11 protein-coding genes and 2 pseudogenes are annotated in these 16882 nt (G+C 60.7%); 10 read left to right on the top strand and 3 right to left on the bottom strand.

All coding sequences use genetic code 11. The annotated features are described in order from the left end of the window. From EV130_RS31330 to EV130_RS31305, 6 genes and pseudogenes are all read left to right on the top strand, one after another. Positions 1-99: pseudogene (locus EV130_RS31330) on the top strand (carbohydrate ABC transporter permease); the annotation flags it as partial. Positions 100-103: 4 nt separating this feature from the next. Next, on the top strand, positions 104-1219 hold the full coding sequence (locus EV130_RS31325) for an ABC transporter ATP-binding protein (RefSeq protein WP_132554337.1): 1116 nt from the start codon (positions 104-106) through the stop codon (positions 1217-1219). 13 nt (positions 1220-1232) lie between these two features. After that, on the top strand, positions 1233-2738 hold the full coding sequence (locus EV130_RS31320) for a GMC oxidoreductase (protein WP_132662565.1): 1506 nt from the start codon (positions 1233-1235) through the stop codon (positions 2736-2738). A 42-nt stretch (positions 2739-2780) separates the two neighbouring features. Beyond that, positions 2781-4436, top strand: coding sequence for a GMC family oxidoreductase (locus tag EV130_RS31315; RefSeq protein WP_132662564.1), 1656 nt, complete (start codon positions 2781-2783; stop codon positions 4434-4436). 52 nt (positions 4437-4488) lie between these two features. Continuing rightward, positions 4489-5658: a Gfo/Idh/MocA family protein gene (locus EV130_RS31310; RefSeq protein WP_132662563.1), complete on the top strand. Its 1170-nt coding sequence runs from the start codon at positions 4489-4491 to the stop codon at positions 5656-5658. 25 nt (positions 5659-5683) lie between these two features. Next, the gene (locus tag EV130_RS31305) at positions 5684-7765 is read left to right on the top strand and encodes an FAD-dependent oxidoreductase (RefSeq protein WP_132662562.1); all 2082 of its coding nucleotides are present in this window, start codon (positions 5684-5686) and stop codon (positions 7763-7765) included. Positions 7766-8098: 333 nt separating this feature from the next. On the opposite strand, the gene EV130_RS31300 is transcribed toward EV130_RS31305, so the two are convergent. Next, on the bottom strand, positions 8099-11443 hold the full coding sequence (locus EV130_RS31300) for an adenylate/guanylate cyclase domain-containing protein (protein ID WP_132662561.1): 3345 nt from the start codon (positions 11441-11443) through the stop codon (positions 8099-8101). A gap of 272 nt (positions 11444-11715) precedes the next feature. On the opposite strand from EV130_RS31300, the gene EV130_RS31295 reads away from it, so the two are divergent. Further along, entirely contained in the window at positions 11716-12525 is an 810-nt protein-coding gene (locus EV130_RS31295) for an alpha/beta hydrolase (RefSeq protein ID WP_132662560.1), read from the top strand. Positions 12526-12542: 17 nt separating this feature from the next. Here the strand turns inward: EV130_RS31295 and EV130_RS31290 are convergent. Both EV130_RS31290 and EV130_RS34345 read right to left on the bottom strand, forming a co-directional pair. Next, positions 12543-12722 (bottom strand): annotated as a pseudogene (locus EV130_RS31290) (hypothetical protein); the annotation flags it as partial. Positions 12723-13082: 360 nt separating this feature from the next. Beyond that, on the bottom strand, positions 13083-13403 hold the full coding sequence (locus tag EV130_RS34345) for a TetR-like C-terminal domain-containing protein (protein ID WP_425375578.1): 321 nt from the start codon (positions 13401-13403) through the stop codon (positions 13083-13085). 565 nt (positions 13404-13968) lie between these two features. Between EV130_RS34345 and EV130_RS31285 the strand changes: the two genes are divergently transcribed. From EV130_RS31285 to EV130_RS31275, 3 genes are all read left to right on the top strand, one after another. Beyond that, on the top strand, positions 13969-15027 hold the full coding sequence (locus EV130_RS31285) for an aldo/keto reductase (protein WP_132554349.1): 1059 nt from the start codon (positions 13969-13971) through the stop codon (positions 15025-15027). Then, positions 14994-15707: a formylglycine-generating enzyme family protein gene (locus EV130_RS31280; protein WP_132662559.1), complete on the top strand. Its 714-nt coding sequence runs from the start codon at positions 14994-14996 to the stop codon at positions 15705-15707. The genes EV130_RS31285 and EV130_RS31280 overlap by 34 nt, the downstream gene beginning before the upstream one ends. 167 nt (positions 15708-15874) lie before the next feature. Next, positions 15875-16726 carry a helix-turn-helix transcriptional regulator gene (locus tag EV130_RS31275; RefSeq protein WP_074061022.1) on the top strand — a complete coding sequence of 284 codons (852 nt, stop codon included), beginning with the start codon at positions 15875-15877 and terminating at the stop codon, positions 16724-16726. The last annotated feature ends 156 nt before the right edge of the window (positions 16727-16882 follow it).

Below are 16882 nucleotides of genomic sequence, written 5' to 3'. Positions count from 1 at the left end.
GCCGCCGCCATGATCGCCGCCGTGCCCACACTCATCGTCTATATTCTCGCCGGCCGCTATTTCGTACGCGGTCTGATGGCGGGCGCCGTCAAAGGATAATCCAATGGCCTTCCTCAACATCTCCGGCCTCAGAAAGCGCTATGGCGCCGTCGAGATCCTCAAGGGCATCGATCTCGAACTCGATAAGGGCGGCTTTCTCGTGCTGGTCGGTCCCTCCGGTTGCGGCAAGTCGACCTTGCTCAACACCATCGCCGGTCTGGAGACGATCACCGAAGGTGATATTCGCGTCGATGACCGCAGCATCGCCGACCTGCATCCCTCCAAGCGCGACATTGCCATGGTGTTCCAGAGTTATGCGCTTTATCCGAACATGACGGTGGCTGGAAACATCTCCTTCGGCATGGAAATGCGCGGGGTGCCGGCTGAGGAGCGCAAGCAGGCGATCGACAAGGTCGCCAAGGTGCTTCAGATCGGCCACTTGCTCGACCGCAAGCCAAGCCAGCTCTCAGGCGGCCAAAGGCAGCGCGTTGCAATGGGACGAGCTCTGGTACGTGATCCGAAGCTCTTCCTCTTCGACGAGCCGCTCTCCAACCTCGATGCAAAGCTGCGCGTCGACATGCGCACGGAGATCAAGCGGCTTCACCAGACGACGGGCAAGACCATCGTCTATGTCACGCACGATCAGATCGAGGCGATGACGCTGGCAACCAAGATCGCTGTCATGCGGGACGGCGAGGTCCAGCAGTTCGGGACACCAGCCGAGATCTACAACAACCCAGCCAACATGTTCGTCGCTGACTTCATGGGATCGCCGGCAATGAATCTTCTCTCCGGCATGATCACCAGGGACGCTTTCGGTCTGGCAGTCGCACTGGAACGCGCGGGCGGCGAAGCGATAAGGCTTCCAGTCTCTCCGACCATGGCCTCGCTGGCGACCTACGCGGACCGGGAAGTGGTGTTCGGAATCCGCCCCGAGGCTCTGACCGATCCGGAAGGCGCCGATCGAAACGCAAGGTCCATCTCTGAGAACGACTGCTTCATCGAGGTGGTCGAGCCGGCGGGATCCGACACATTCGCCGTGACGAAGCTTGGAGGAAAGGAAGTGGTCGCCCGTCTCAGGGCGGATGCGCGGATCAGGCCTGGAGTGATGGCGCGTCTCGCGTTCAACCTCGATAAGGCGGTGTTCTTCGATCCTCAAACCCAGGTCCGGATTGCTTAAGGCTGGTATTGAAATGAGCGGCACACCCGACATTGTCATCATCGGTTCAGGCATCGGCGGCTCTTCTGTCGCTGCCGGGCTGGCTTCGACCGGAGCGCAGATCCTGATTTTGGAAGCAGGCGACCATATTGCCGATCTTCCAGTGAATCGAGATCAACGCGCGATCTTTCAGCGGGGCCATTTCCGACCGAAGGAGACGTGGTACGAAGCCAACGGCAAGGGCTTCAATCCGGGCAACTATTACAATGTCGGTGGAAACTCGAAGTTCTATGGGGCGGTGCTGTCGCGCTACCGAAAGGAAGACTTCGAGGTGATCGAGCACCAGGAGGGCATCTCGCCCGCCTGGCCGTTCGCCTATGAAATCCTCGAGCCGTGGTACAGCCGTGCGGAGCGGCTCTACAACGTCCGGGGAACACTTGGCGAGGACCCGACGGAGCCTTACCATTCATTGGGATACGAGCATCCCCCCGTTCCCGACGAAGCACCGATCGCCGACGTCCGCGCCCGACTGAAGAAACGGGGGCTCCACCCGTCGTCGCTACCGTTGGCCATCGATATCGACACCTGGCTGGCCAAGGCGAAGACCCCGTGGGACGCTCATCCCAACTCCAAGGACGGCAAGATGGACGCCGAAACGGCTGCGCTGTCCGTTGCGATGAAGCATGCAAACGTCACGCTACAGACGAACTCCCGCGTGGTCAGGCTGGAAACCGGCCCGAACGGACAGGTGACGAAGGTCCAGTACGTCAAAGACGGCCAGACGCTATCCGTCGCTCCGAAGATCGTCATTCTTTCGGCCGGTGCGGTCCAATCGTCCGTGCTGCTGCTCCGCTCGGCCAACGACCGTTTCAAGAAGGGGCTCGCGAACTCCTCTGACCAGGTCGGCCGGAATTTCATGAACCACAACTCTTCGGCGGTAATCGGCGTCTCGCCGACCTTCAGGAACACGTCGATCTATCAGAAGACGTTTGCCTTCAACGATTTCTACCTCTCGGACGGAAACGGCGGGCCGCCGCTTGGCAACGTCCAACTCTTGGGACGTGTCTCCGGCATGGTTCTCAAGGGATCGATGCCGCATGTCCCGGAGTGGGTGCTCAATCTCGTCACCGGTCATGCGATCGATTTCTATGCGATGAGCGAGGACATTCCCAATCCGGAAAGCCGCGTCGTGGTCGATGGAGATCGGGTGATCCTGCAGTGGCAGCGGACGAATTGGGAAGCCCATCTCGCACTCGTCGCGAAGCTGACGCAGATCCTGAAGTCCATCGGCTTTCCGATCGTTCTGGCGAGAGCGTTCGACAAGCGCACGCCTTCGCATCAGTGCGGGACGATCCGGATCGGCAAGGACCCTGCGACGGCGCCTCTCGACCCTTTCTGCCGCTCGTTCGATCACGACAACCTTTTCGTGGTGGATGCAAGCTTCCTACCGACGTCGGCCGCGGTGAACCCCGCGCTGACGGTTGCAAGTCAGGCACTTCGCGTGGCCGACCATATCGCATCCACGGACTTGCGAACATGAGCGGCTTTCAAATTCCATCGTCTGCTTCGATAGGACAGCAAAATGCGTTTCGATTACATCATCACGGGTGCCGGTCCGGCAGGCTGCGTACTTGCAAACCGGCTGAGCGAAGATCCGAGCGTCAACGTCCTTCTTCTTGAAGCGGGCGGCGGCGACTGGAATCCACTTTTCCACATGCCGGCAGGCTTTGCGAAGATGACCAAGGGGGTGGCGAGCTGGGGCTGGCACACCGTACCGCAGAAGCACATGAACGGCAGGGTGCTGCGCTACACGCAGGCGAAGGTCATCGGCGGTGGCTCCTCGATCAACGCGCAGCTCTACGCACGAGGCAATGCGGTCGACTACGACACGTGGGCGAACGAGGACGGATGCGATGGCTGGGACTATCGTTCAATCCTGCCATACTTCAAGCGTGCGGAGGACAATGAGCGTTTCGCCGATGACTACCATTCCTACGGCGGACCGCTCGGCGTATCGATGCCCGTTTCTACCCTACCCATCTGCGACGCCTACATCCGGGCGGGGCAGGAGCTTGGCATTCCGTACAACCACGATTTCAACGGACGGCAGCAGGCTGGCGTCGGCTTTTATCAGCTTACGCAGCGCAACCGTCGCCGATCGTCGGCGTCGCTCGCGTACCTGTCGTCGGCCAAGGACCGAAAGAACCTGAAGGTGCGCATGCATGCTCGCGTATCTCGCATCTTGCTCGAAGGCAGCCGTGCCGTCGGCGTCGAAATCGTCGGAAAGAACGGCGCCGAGATCGTCAGAGCGGAACGCGAAGTCGTCGTTTCTTCTGGCGCAATCGGATCGCCGAAGCTGCTTCTGCAGTCGGGCATCGGACCCGGCGAACACCTCCGCTCGGTCGGCGTGAAGGTGCTGCACGACCTGCCGGGCGTCGGCGGAAATCTGCAGGATCACCTGGATCTGTTCGTCATCGCGGAATGCACCGGAGACCATACCTACGACGGCGTCGCCAAGCTTCACCGCACCCTTTGGGCGGGTCTTCAATACGTCCTCTTCCGCTCGGGACCCGTCGCATCCTCTCTGTTCGAGACCGGCGGCTTCTGGTACGCCGATCCGGACGCGCGCTCGCCCGACATCCAGTTCCACCTCGGTTTGGGTTCCGGGATCGAGGCAGGCGTAGAGCGCCTGAAGAATGCGGGCGTCACTCTGAACTCCGCATATCTGCACCCGAGATCGCGTGGGACGGTCCGGCTTTCGTCGTCGGACCCATCTGCCGCTCCACTGATCGATCCAAACTACTGGTCCGATCCCCATGACAGGAAGATGTCGCTGGAGGGGCTGAAGATCGCACGCGAGATCATGCAGCAGGCGGCGCTCAAGCCGTTCGTTCTGGCAGAGCGCCTGCCGGGTCCGAAGGTGATGTCGGACGAAGAGCTGTTCGAATATGGCTGCGCCAACGCGAAGACCGATCATCATCCGGTCGGCACCTGCAAGATGGGAACCGGTCCCGAGGCGGTGGTCGGTCTCGATCTAAAGGTCCACGGCCTTGAGGGGTTGCGCGTCTGCGACTCGTCCATCATGCCGCGCGTTCCATCCAGCAACACCAACGCTCCGACGATCATGGTCGGGGAGAAGGGCGCCGACATCGTCCGCGGCCTTGCGCCGCTTCCCTCCGCGATCTTCTCGTACGAGCGCAACGATACCCGGCCGCGGGCGCGGGCGGACATCCGATAAGCGAAGAATGCCACCAGGCCCGGGAGGGCCGTATGCCAAAGGAGGAACGACGATGAACGAAGTGAAGGTAGCTGTTCTGGGCGGCTCGGGCTGGATGGGCAAGATTCATACCATGGCTTACCAGACTTTTCCTCATTTCCTCGGCGTCTCCGGCGGCACCGCTCGCGTCGTGGCGCTCGTCGAGGCCAATCCAGCCGCGGCCGAGGACCTCGCTCGCCGTGCTTCCGGCGCGAAGATCCTTCAGGACTGGAAGCAGGCCGTCAACGATCCGGAGATCAATCTGATCGACATATGCCTTCCAGACAGCCTTCACTATGAAGTGGCGAAGGCCGCCCTCGTCGCCGGAAAGCACGTCTATTGCGAAAAGCCTCTTGCAAACACCGCAGCGCAAGCCCGCGAACTGGCCGATATCGCGAGGGAAAAGGGCCTCATTACGCGCGTTGGGCACGCATTTCCGCGCAACCCGGTCCACGACCTAGCGAAGGAAATCATCGAGGCCGGCGAGATCGGCGAGATCAAGATGTTCAAAGGCTGCCAGCATGTCGACATGTATGGCGATCCGATGGCGCCTTTCATGTGGCGTGCCGATGGCAAACTCGCCCCGACAGGTATCGTCGGCGACACCGGCTCGCACATCTTCAGTTTCATGGATTTCCTCGTCGGTCGCGTCAGCTCGCTGATCGCAGACAACCTTATCGTCACGACGAAACGGCCGGTCGTGGAAGGACTGGCTTATGGCGAGCAGGTCCGGCTCAAGGGCGACGAGAAGTGGGAGCAGGTCACCAATCCCGACGCCACGAACCTTCTCTGCCGCTTCCAGAACGGCGCCGCCGGCATCGTCGACTTCAGCCGTGTCGCCACCGGCCGCAAATTCATGCAGACCTATGAAATCTATGGCACGAAGGGAAGCCTCGCCTACACCTACGACGAGGTGAACCGGCTACGCTTTTACACGAACAACGACCGGACCGGACGGGCCGGCTTCCGCGAGATTGACGTCGGCCCGGAAAACCCGACGTTCAGAGCGTTTCTTCCACTGCCGAACTTCGCGCTGGGATACAACGAGAGCAAGATCATCGAGGCCGCCGAAGTCGTGAAGTCGATCACGACCAACACGCCGATGTGGCCGACGTTCGAAAGCGGCCATCACATCTGCCAGATCGTCGACGCCTGCATGGAATCCTCGCGCTCGAAGCGCTGGATCGACATCCCGCTCGCCTGACAGAAGATTTCGCAAGGAAACGCCGATGACAATCGATGTCCCGCAACACACCCTCGACGCGCTGACCGACGTCGACATGCCGAGACTGTCGCCGGAGGCCACACCTTCGGAGACGGTCCGGCTTGCCGGCATAGACGTGCCCGTCTACAGGGCCGGCTGCGTCGTGGTGGGTTCCGGCGCCGCGGGACTGAGGGCCGCCGTCGAGATGAAGCGCCGCGGCGACGACGTGGTGATCATGAGCCAGAGCGCCTGGGGAGGCACGTCCGCCTGCTCAGGCTCCGACAAGCAGACCCTGCATACGGCAAACACGGCGGACCAGGGCGACAACTTCAAGGCCATGGCCCGTGCAATTCGCGCTGGCGGCGCCATGGACGAAGATACGGCCTATGTGGAGGCTGTTGGATCGGCCCGCATGATGGCCACGCTGCAGTTCCTAGGCCTGCCGCTTCCTCAGGACCCCCTTGGAGGCACGCTTCGCTATCAGACGGACCACGATGAGGTCGGTCGGGCGACGAGCTGCGGTCCACGCACCTCACGCCTGATGGTGAAGGTACTGGCGGATGAGGCCATCCGTCTTGGCGTCCCGTTCTTCAACCACACCACGGCCATGAAGATCCTGACGGAAGGCGAGGGCGATCTCCGCCATGTGGTCGGCGTCATTGCCTTCAGGGCGAGCGACCGGACCGATACCAATCAGTTCGGCGTCGCCCTCTTCGCGTGCGAGGTTCTCGTTCTTGCTTCGGGCGGACCAGGCGAGCTCTATCGTGACAGCGTCTATCCCAACGGCTGTTTCGGGTCTCTCGGACTTGCCCTTCAGGTGGGCGTCGAACTCGTGAATCTCACGGAGAGCCAGTTCGGTATCGGAACGCGCAGGGAAGGATTCCCTTGGAACTTGTCCGGAACCTATGTGCAGGCGATCCCACACATCTACTCGGTCGATGCGGAGGGAAACGAACATCACTTCCTTGCGCAATACTATCGCACGACGCAGGAAGTGGCCTCGAACGTCTTCCGCAAAGGTTACCAGTGGCCGTTCCACTCCACGCGGATGCTCGACTTCGGCTCGAGCTTGGTAGACCTCGCGATCTTCCGCGAGAGCGCGGCCGGCCGACGCGTCTACATGGATTTCAATCGCAATCCGCTTCCGGTGCCCGGCGACCTGCCGTTCGATCTCGAACGGCTCGACGACGACGTGAAGCGCTACCTCGGCAACGCGGGTGCAGGCCAGCAACTGCCGATCCAGCGCCTGCGTCACATGAACCCGCTCGCGATCGAGCTCTACCGTCGCTACAAGATCGATATCGCGGCCGAACCGCTGGAGTTCGGGGTCAACAACCAGCATATGAACGGCGGCGTCATGGTTGACACGTGGGGGCGGAGCAGTCTTGCTGGCTGCTATGCGATCGGTGAGGCGGCCGGGACGCATGGCGTCACGCGGCCCGGCGGCGCCGCACTTAACGCCGGTCAGGTGTTCGGAACGCGCGTCGCCGAGCATGTCGGTGCCAGCGGTCGGGCGAAAATCCCGTCTAAACGCGATCTTCGTGCAGTGGCGGGCGCCGGTGTTTTCGACCTGCTCGCCGTCCTAAAGGCCGACAGCCCCTTAAATGTCAAAGCCATTCGCTCGCACGTCCAGGCACGGATGAGCGACAAGGCCGGCCTTATCTGCGACAGCAAAAGTGTGTCGGAGGCGCTCGCCGCGGCCAAGCGTCTCAATGCGGAGATCCGCGAAAAGGGCATAGCTTACGATCGTCCGTCCGAGGCTGGCCGGGCGCTTCAATGGCAGCAGATGGCCCTGGCGTCGGAGGCCGTCCTTGAGGCGCTGGACTACTTCATTCGCAACGGTGGCGGCAGCCGCGGCGCACGCGCGATCTGCGATCCCGTTGGCGAGTGCGTTCCGCTATCGAGCGTGGGCCCGCTTCAAGAGTTTCGTTTCCGCAAAGAGCAGGACGCCCACCGCCAGGAGCAGATCGTCGTTCGCCTCGATGGCAAGCAGATGGCGGTCGCTACGCGTTCCAACCGCAAGTTCGACGAAACGGCCAAGTCCTTCTTCGAGCGCGACTGGCCAGCCTGGCTGACCGGTGGAATCTACGATCTCGGTCCGAAGTAAGGAAGCCGGAAATCCTCGCATCGGCAGCCAGACGGTCGCAGCCATCGGCGAAGCAATGGTGGAAATGTGGCCCCGACCGGCTCGAAAAATCAAGGCAGGGCTTCGCCTGCGATATCTTCAACACCGCCTTGCATATCCCGCAGCTCCTTGGCGAGCGGGCGACCGTCGGTTTTCTGACGAGGATCGGAACCGGCAGCTTCTCCAGGGCTTTCGCAGCCGAGCTGGTGGCCGACAGCCTCGACGTATGCTTCGTGCTTCGCGACACCCTCGTCAGGTGACGTTTCAGAGATCAGTTCTGAACGAGACGCTCGGATTGGCCATCCTAAAATGTATCTATCCAAATTGATCGAGTAGTCTTTTTGCTTCGACGAGATCACGAGTATCGAGACCTTCGGTGAACCACGCGTGGACCGGGGCGAGCAGGTCAAGGGCCTCTCGGTCGCCCCCGCGGTTGCTGTACAGCCGCGCCAGGCTAAGAGCAGCTCGCAATTCAAGCGATTTCGTACCTTCATCGCGGGCCATCGTCACGGCCCGCTTGAACCAACTTTCGGCAGTACCATCATCTGGATTTTGGCGCAGCAGGAGTTCACCCTTGGTGCGGAACAACTCGGGAAGTCGATACTTCGCGCCGGACTCGGTCATGCTCAAGCCCTGTTCCAACAGGTCCATTCCCTCGCTCGCCGCGCCACACTCGACACAAGCCTGCGCCAGGACACAGAGATTATGTTGCAAGCCAGCTGCCACACCCATCGCAGTGATCGCTGCAATTCCCTCGCGCATCTCTCCGATACCCTCCATCAAATTCCCCTCCTCAGCGAGCACCCAGCCGAGTTGGAACCTGCCCTCGGAGATCTCGCGCGCCAGGCCGAATTCCCTTGACAGCGCGATTGTTTTGCAAAGGGTGCGGCGCGCCTTGTCGGGCTCGTGCCGCAACAGATAGATATCGGTGAAGTTAGACAACGCCTGCGCTATCGTGAACGGATGGGACACTTCTTCGGCCAAGGCTACGGCGTCTCGGCATCGCTCGAGAGCTTGGTCAGGATAACCGCGAAGCCAAAGCATCTGCGCAGAGTAGTTCCTGCAGCAGACGCCTGGATCATGCCCTGTATAGATGTAAGTCAAGCGATGATCCCGATCCCGGTCGTAATTGGTGATGCCGTGATCCAGATGGTGTTCGGCCGCAGCGTTGTCTCCCATGTAAAACTTGGTGACCCATTGCCTATGGTGTGCTTCAAGGAGCAGGGCGTGATCGCCGGATGAACGTGCGAGCTCCAGGCATTGAAGGCCAAGTTCGTCAGCTGCGCGCAAATTGCCAGAAATCAAGTGATACGAGGCTTCACCGCAGAGCGCGACGAACAGTTGGTCCCTGTCACCCAGTTTTTCAGAAAGCGTGCGGGCTTTGGAAAAGGCCCGCAGGACCTCCGGCGATGCAAAGCCTCTGGTTGATATCATGGTCACGCCCAACGCTGTCTGCAGCTTAATCTCCTGTCGCAGGCGATCCTGTGAGTCCGGCAGGCAGGCAACGAGTTCGAGTCCCTTGTCCAAGTTGGCAATCGCTTCGGGATGGGCCGATCGCTCCAGGGCTTGTTGACCAGCCTTCAGCCAAAAGGCGACGGCTTGCTGAGGAAGGCCCGCGGCAGCGTAGTGGTGCGCCAGCGTCTCGGGCTCGGCCTCGGCAATCTGGGGGAACTGCACCTTCAGTTCGGAGGCGATAACGGCATGGATCTGCTGCCTTCGGCTCTTGAGGAGGCTCTGATAGGCGGTTTCCTGCACGAGCGCATGCTTGAACGTGTAGGTCGCCTCGGGTGGAACGCCACGTCGAAAAACGAGCTCGGATTCTTCAAGCTGCTGCAGGATGCCCTCGAGCCGGGCATCATCGTAACCGGTCACGGCAGACAGCAGACGATGCTGGAAGATACGGCCGATGCACGCGCCCATCTGAGCCACCTCCTTGACCGGAGGGAAACGGTCGAGGCGGGCCATCAGCGAGTCGTGCAGTGTCGACGGGATCGCAAGGGAGGGCAGCTGGCCCGAAAGGACATAGTGATCGCCCCTATCGATGAGCAGGCCTGACTCGAGAACAGTTTTAGTGAGTTCCTCGACGAACAGGGGCACGCCTTCCGTTTTGGCCAGGATCTGGTTTCTGACCTCGTTCGGCAGCGCTTTGCCGGCCACACGGTCGATTATTGCCGATCCTTGATCGCGATCGAGGCGGCTAAGGGGCAAAGCGGTGACGTACGAAAATAGAGTCCAACGCGGATGGAACTCGGGGCGGAAAGTGACGATCAGGAGGACCGGCAGGTCTTGAAGACCGTCGATCAGCATGTCGAGCCATTCGCTGCTCGTCGGATCGATCCAATGGGCATCCTCAACGCTCATTACGATGGGCTGAAGGGTTGCGAGTCCTTCGAGCAGTTGGATCAAGACCCTCAACGTGCGTGACCTCCGCGCCTGCGGCGTCAGCTTCAGGGGCGCGCAGCGGCCGGTGGTTTCGATCGACAACAATTCCGCCAGCAATGGTACCGCTTCGGCAATGTCGGAGACACCCTGTCGCAGCAGGGTTTCGAGCTTGTCGAGATTCGTGTCCGACCTGTCGCTCTGCACCAGTCCTGCAGCGCGCGCGAGCTGCTTCGTGACGGGGTAGAGCGCGCTGTTAATGTGGTAGGGGGAACAGAAATAGCGCATCCGTGCGTGGGGCTCGCCGCTCAATAGTTCTTCCAGCGCGGCAGTCAGTCGCGACTTGCCGATGCCGGGTTCACCGGACAGCAAGACCACTTGGCCCTTTCCGGCACGAGCCTGCTGCCAGCGTTGAACAAGAAGCCCAAGCTCCTCGGTTCGCCCAACCAGCGGCGTGGCTACACTGTGAAGCGCATCAAAACGTCCCTCCGTATCGGCCTCGCCGATGATGCGCCAAGCTGGAACCGGAGTTGCGAAACCCTTGAGGTGGCGATGGCCCAGATCGATCGCGTCAAACAATCCGAGCACGAGCCGGTGCGTGCCGCCGGCGACCACGACGGTGTCGGGATCGGCCATGGCCTGCAAGCGTGCCGCCAGGTTTGGCGTTTCACCGGTGACGGCCTCTTCCTGCGCAGATCCTTCGCCAATCAGGTCGCCGACCACGACCAGACCAGTGGCAATGCCGACGCGAGCTGCAAGGCGTTCACCGAGCAGCGTCGTCAAACTCGCGGTCGCCGCCACTGCGGCCAGACTCGCGCGTACCGCCCGTTCGGCATCGTCTTCGTGCGCGCGCGGCCAGCCGAAATAAGCGAGCACGCCATCGCCCATGAGCTTGGCAACATAGCCCTCGTAGCGTGCAATCTCGGCCGATACGGCAGTCTGGTAGGCACGGATGACGTCACGCATTTCTTCCGGATCGAGCCGCTGTGACAGCTCGGTCGAGCCCACCAGGTCGATGAACATCACTGTCAGCTGCCGCCGCTCAGCCTCACGTGCAGGCAGCACAGGCCCCGGAACCGGCACGGAACTCAGGGGCGAGGCGGTATCGTCATCGAGCGCGGCAATCGCCGCGAGGATCTTGCGGCGCGGGCCGATGGGCAGCTCTCTCAGATCTTGCTCTGTGAGGTGCCGAAGCGCATCGAAATCAACTTCGTTCGCAGTGAACACTTCTGCGTACTTGTCCAATCCGAGGCGGGCCAGCCAAGAGGCGACATCCGGCATGAGATTACCTCGCTGGTCGGAAAATCTATCATGACCCTCGCGAGCCGTACAGCAACACTCCGCAATTCAGGTTTTCGCTTTCGCAGCAAACACCCGAGGTGGCTCGGGCGAATGTCCGATCGCAAGGCCGAAGCGCCTTTGATGGTGAACCTGGAGGTGAAAAGTCCTTGTGACTATTGACGAAGCGTTAACTGGTGGCACGGGCTGCGATATGGTTTAATGCGGACCCATCAAACGGCGCACGAAATGAAGGTACGCGAGGACATGCTGCCGTGAGCGCCACAAGACTGCTACTGATCCTGCCGCTGATGGCGACGTTCATCTACCTTGCCCTTGTAGGCTTGGTGTACTTTTCTCAGCGTGCTCTCCTCTTTCCCGGCGCCAGCGCCACACCCACTCCGGAGCGTACGCGCTGGGGCGAAAACGTATATATCCAGACGCCGGACGGAGAGGCGCTTCATGGACTCTACAGCCAGGGCGAATTCGACAAACCCTGCGTGCTCCTCTTTTTCGGAAATGGTGACCTCGTCGACAATTACGGATTTCTCGCGCGGGCGCTGGCTGCGCGAGGCGTTGGAATGCTGGCCATTTCCTACCGGGGTTATCCGGATTCGACGGGCTCGCCGAGCGAGGAGGGGCTGCTGACCGACGGCATTGCCGCGTTCGACTGGCTTTCAGTACGGTCCAAAAGCGAGATCATTGTGCTAGGCCGATCGCTTGGCACCGGCGTCGCAGTGAACACGGCCGGGCAGAGGCCGGCCCTTGGGGTGATCCTGGTGTCCCCATACCTTTCGGTTCTGTCAGTGGCGCAGACGCATTATCCGGTCTTTCCGGTTGCACTTCTTATCAAGGATCCCTTCCGTTCGGACATCAAAATCGCGAAGGTGAGACAACCGAAGCTGTTCATCCACGGTCGACGTGACGACAGCATTCCTTTATCTTCGGGCGAGGCGTTATACCGCATCGCACCCGAACCCAAGCAAATGCTGATCTACGACGGTGCGGGTCACAACGACATCTTTAACGACGGCATGGTGGGCGACATGATCCGCTTCATCGAGACGCTGAGAGACGTCCCCTAGCAAGGCTGTTGAAGAAGTCAGTCGCGTTCGCAGGCGAAGCCTGAATCGTCTCCGTTGTGGATGTAGAAGTGCCCGACAAGGCGTCCGGCGGAGACGAGAGCAGCCCACCCGCGACCACAGGCCGGGTCGCTCTCGTCTTGTCTCTCCCACGAGAACTCCGCACAGGCTGATCCGTCGCGTGCGCCGTAGCCGACATCTTCTCCCAAAATGCCTTGAGAACCTGAAGCGCGACGGGTCGTCTACCGGTCCATTTCGGGATCGAACCTCTCGATAGATACCTCGATCATTTACCGAAGCGACCGGCTACGGCGTTGGCCCGGCAACTCCGGCGGAACTGGACCGGCATTGAGCTAGACAGCCGCTGCTGTCGCACCACCAACGAGCGGCTTGCCTGACAGCAGCATCACCGGGCGGCGCCACCCCCAGCAACCCGCCGACCAGAACACCGGTCGGCGGCCGCACGTTCCAATGGTCCGAGCTCGCTGTGCTTCGCACCGGACCGCGGGTGCCGTGTACCAAGAGGGACTGGCTTGGTTGGGAACAATGAAGGGGGCGCATCAATTCGACTGAAGCATTTCGATAAGGTCGTCGATTAGCCCCTGTGGGTCAGATTGGCCCTTGCCGTCCTCGGAACGATGGCCGCTCAGGGCCATGCCTATCGAGCCGTGCATAAGGGCCATGAACATGGCAGCCGTTCGCTCATCGTCGCCCGGCTTTATTGCTCCGCTCCTACGGAGGACTGCGATGGACTCTATGAAAAGACGTAGCGTTTTATTGGCGGTGTGGGCTAGGTCCTCGTCGTAACGTTCCCAGCGCCCAAAGATCGATCCAAACCGATTCGGATAGCTAAGCCCCCAGTGAACATGTTCGTGGGCCATCTTCCGGAAGGCGGATAAAGGATCGCGGGGTGTCGCTGAAATCGTGACCATCACAGCGGTTCTTGTACGTAGTTCCTGGGCGGCAACGGCAGCCAGTAATGCTTCCTTGTCCTGAAAATGCTTGCATCACCTGGACTGCTGGGCAGATCTGCAGCGGCGCTGCATCTCCGCCAGATATTGGTCAGTGTTAATGTCGCTGTGTTACCACAGCCCGAGGTCTATCTCAGCAGCGCCGACAAGTTCATCGATGAGGCCGGGTCACTCTCCAGTGATGCGACGAAGGGATTTCTCGGAAACTTCCTTGATGCCTTCGGGGCATGGGTCGAGAAGCTGGCGTAAGCAGAAGTTCCGACATCGTCAGCGAGTGAAAGCGGTCTTTTCTGCAAAACAGGATGGTTCATTGCGATCAGTTCATCGAATGGGTGTCGTGCGGGACCGGTAGATGCGAAGCGTCCAGTGCCACGCAGAAAAATGATCAGGATCGAGCAAATGGTGAGGATCGAGCGCGCGCGGCGAGTTTCTGCCGACTAACGTCCCTTGTCGTCACAACAGGGGATTTTTTGGAATGACCTCAGGACTCGCAACGAAACGCCGGACGTTTTTGACCGGCATGGCGGCGATTGCCGCAACATCGATGCTCGCACCGGCAATCTCCATACGACCGGCCATTGCTCAACAAGGGGGCGGCGCTGCGATCATGCGGCCAATCCCGAAGACGGGGGAGATGATCCCGGCGGTCGGCCTGGGCACATTCGAGACCTTTGACGTCCGCCCAGGCGAACCGCGCGACAATGTGGGCGAGGTAATCCGCTTGTTCCATGTGCACGGTGGAAGGGTCATCGATACGTCACCACTCTACGGAATGTCTGAAGTGTGCGTCGGCGATTTCATCACCGATCTTGGCATCGCCGACGACATCTTCATCACCAACAAGACCTGGACGACCGGCGACTACCTTTCCGACAACAGCCATTCGGAACGGCAGCTCCGGCAGTCGCGGGAACGGCTGTGGCGGGATCGGATCGACGTGCTGCAGGTCCACAGTCTCGAAAACCACGACCAGGTCCGTCACTGGCTGGCCCAGAAGAAGACCGAGGGTTCTGTGCGCTATATCGGCATCACCCAGTGGAGCCCGGAATACTATGACACCATGGAGCGCCTCGTGAACACAGGCACTCTGGATTTCGTCCAGATCGCCTATACGATCCTGACGCGTGCCGCCGAACAACGGCTGCTCGATGCCTGCGCCGCAAACGGTGTTGCCGTTCAGGTCAACATCCCGTTTGAAAAGGCGCGGCTCTTTACGCCCGTGGCGGGACAACCAGTTCCAGATTTCGCCAAGGAGATGGGTATCGAGACCTGGGCGCAGTACTTCCTGAAATGGATCATCTCCCATCCGGCCGTCACGAATGTGATCCCCGCGACAAGCCAGCCACAGCACCTCGTCGACAACATGGGCGCGCTCTACGGCGAGCTGCCCGACCGGGCGACCCGTGAGCGCATGGCGGATTACTATACCGGGCTGACAGGCGTCGCTGACGCGCTTAAACAGCCTCCCTATCCTGGAAAAAAATATGGCGGCGTCGTCACATGGCCTTTCCCGCAACCACCCCAACGTACCTGACACTCATCCTCATTGCGTTTCCGGCCGCCGCCACGGCCGGGAGCGACCGTGTCACTATCGAGGGGTTCGCCATCGACAGGAGCGAGGTGACTATCGCCGATTTCGCCACCTTCGCTGACGCGACCAAGCTGAGGACGGCCGCTGAGCGCGATGGCGGCGGTCACGAATGGGGAAGCGGATGGGAACGTCGTCCAGGCTGGTCTTATCGCAGCCCGTTTGGAGAACCACCGCAAGACGTGGCCGAACCCGCCGTTCATGTGAGCTGGTATGAGGCACGTGACTATTGCGCCTCAGTCGGCGGCCGACTGCCAACCCGCGCCGAATGGCAGCGCGCCGCCTATCGTGAATATGGAAACGGGTCGCGGGCGGGTTTCGTAGTCGGGAAAACCTATTCCTACCCGACAGGAGATACGCCCGAAGGGGCAAATACGAACGCTGGCGATCCGTGGCCTCGGCATGTCTCCGCCGCAACCACCCGCCAAGGCGTGAATGGCCTTTACGACATGGGTGGCAACGTCTGGGAATGGCTCGCCGACCGCGACGGTGACACTGCGCTCACGGCTGGCGGCTCGTGGTGGTACGGCCCGGATAAAATGCGGAAAGACGCCATGCAGTGGAAGCCTGCGGACTTCTATGTCGTCTACATCGGCTTCCGCTGCGCCTATGATCTGAAATCGTAGCTTCACCTTCTGCGAGCTAGAGACCCTTCAGACTCTCAACCCTCACGTACTGTTGAACGGCGAGAGTTGAAGACCGCCGATTTCTAAATGCTTACGCCCGCAAACAGCCGTATCGTTCACCATCTGACCTGCAAGATGGTTTTGCAGGCGTGTAGGTGCGGACGTCGATGCAACAGAAGACGAGGAACGAAGGCTGGCAATTGACCCAGCCGCCCCAAGATCATCTGCGAATAGAGTGGCCAGGAGGTCGCTTCGAAACCGCGCGACGGCGGCGGACAGGAGAAGTAGAAGGCAAGATAGCACCGGACTTCCATCTGATCATGGTGACGCTCAGTGGCGGCGCAGCTCATCATGCGTTTCGAACCGACGACGGATATCGCTATGAGGGCCGCGACGCGAAGGGCATGGTTTCCTTTCTGCCTGCCGGCTGCAGTCGCGAGCTTCGCCTCCGCGACGTCGCTTGGGAATGGGGCGCGATTGCCATCGATCCGGCTGTGGCAAGCCCAAAGCTTCATGACGCCAAGTCGTTTCTCGTTGGTCGCGACGACTTCATCCATGGCATGACGGCGCAGATGCGCGGCCTTTGTCGTCGTGAAGGAAGTTTGGACCAGACCTACTGCTCGACGATGACTCTTGCTCTTTCGGAGTATCTGTCGAACAAGATTGCAGAACGCAGTCCGCACGGCCCGTCGCCGAAATACACCCTGACGAGACGACAGCTTCGTGACACCTATGAGAGAATTGATGCCCGACTGGCGGAGCCGATCTCGATTTCCGACCTCTCTCTTTCGCTTGGCATCTCGGAGGGGCATTTCTTCCGCGCCTTTCGCGGAGCAACCGGCCAGACGCCTCTGGAAGTGATATCCAGTCGCCGGATGGACCGAGCGGCTCGTCTTTTGCGCGAAACGGATTTACCGATCGTCGAGGTCGCAGCGCTCTGTGGGATCGCGAGTCCAAGTCACTTTGCGCGCCTGTTCCGCTCTCACAAAGGCCATTCGCCGTCGCTGTGGCGAAAGTAAGTGGCCTGCTGAACTCTCGCTTGAGGCCGTTCACTGCCTAAACTCAACGGCGCGCCGCCCGATCTCAATGTTTGGGTCAGAGCGGCCCCAAAGGGCCGCCTGCATCTCGCGAAACCCAGGATTTTTGCGACATCCGCAACACGATGACACCGTTGC

The sequence above is a fragment of the Rhizobium azibense genome (assembly GCF_004342325.1).
Taxonomy (GTDB): Bacteria; Pseudomonadota; Alphaproteobacteria; order Rhizobiales; family Rhizobiaceae; genus Rhizobium; species Rhizobium etli_B.
Note: the sequence above shows the minus strand (reverse complement) of the source record. Positions and strands in the feature narration are given on the sequence as shown.

What these genes read in the sequence shown, in the direction of transcription:
- EV130_RS31325 (WP_132554337.1), top strand. Translation starts at nt 104, where the DNA reads ATGGCCTTCCTCAACATCTCCGGCCTCAGAAAGCGCTATGGCGCCGTC.
- EV130_RS31320 (WP_132662565.1), top strand. Translation starts at nt 1,233, where the DNA reads ATGAGCGGCACACCCGACATTGTCATCATCGGTTCAGGCATCGGCGGC.
- EV130_RS31315 (WP_132662564.1), top strand. Translation starts at nt 2,781, where the DNA reads ATGCGTTTCGATTACATCATCACGGGTGCCGGTCCGGCAGGCTGCGTA.
- EV130_RS31310 (WP_132662563.1), top strand. Translation starts at nt 4,489, where the DNA reads ATGAACGAAGTGAAGGTAGCTGTTCTGGGCGGCTCGGGCTGGATGGGC.
- EV130_RS31305 (WP_132662562.1), top strand. Translation starts at nt 5,684, where the DNA reads ATGACAATCGATGTCCCGCAACACACCCTCGACGCGCTGACCGACGTC.
- EV130_RS31300 (WP_132662561.1), bottom strand. Translation starts at nt 11,443, where the DNA reads ATGCCGGATGTCGCCTCTTGGCTGGCCCGCCTCGGATTGGACAAGTAC.
- EV130_RS34345 (WP_425375578.1), bottom strand. Translation starts at nt 13,403, where the DNA reads ATGGCCCACGAACATGTTCACTGGGGGCTTAGCTATCCGAATCGGTTT.
- EV130_RS31285 (WP_132554349.1), top strand. Translation starts at nt 13,969, where the DNA reads ATGACCTCAGGACTCGCAACGAAACGCCGGACGTTTTTGACCGGCATG.
- EV130_RS31280 (WP_132662559.1), top strand. Translation starts at nt 14,994, where the DNA reads ATGGCCTTTCCCGCAACCACCCCAACGTACCTGACACTCATCCTCATT.
- EV130_RS31275 (WP_074061022.1), top strand. Translation starts at nt 15,875, where the DNA reads ATGCAACAGAAGACGAGGAACGAAGGCTGGCAATTGACCCAGCCGCCC.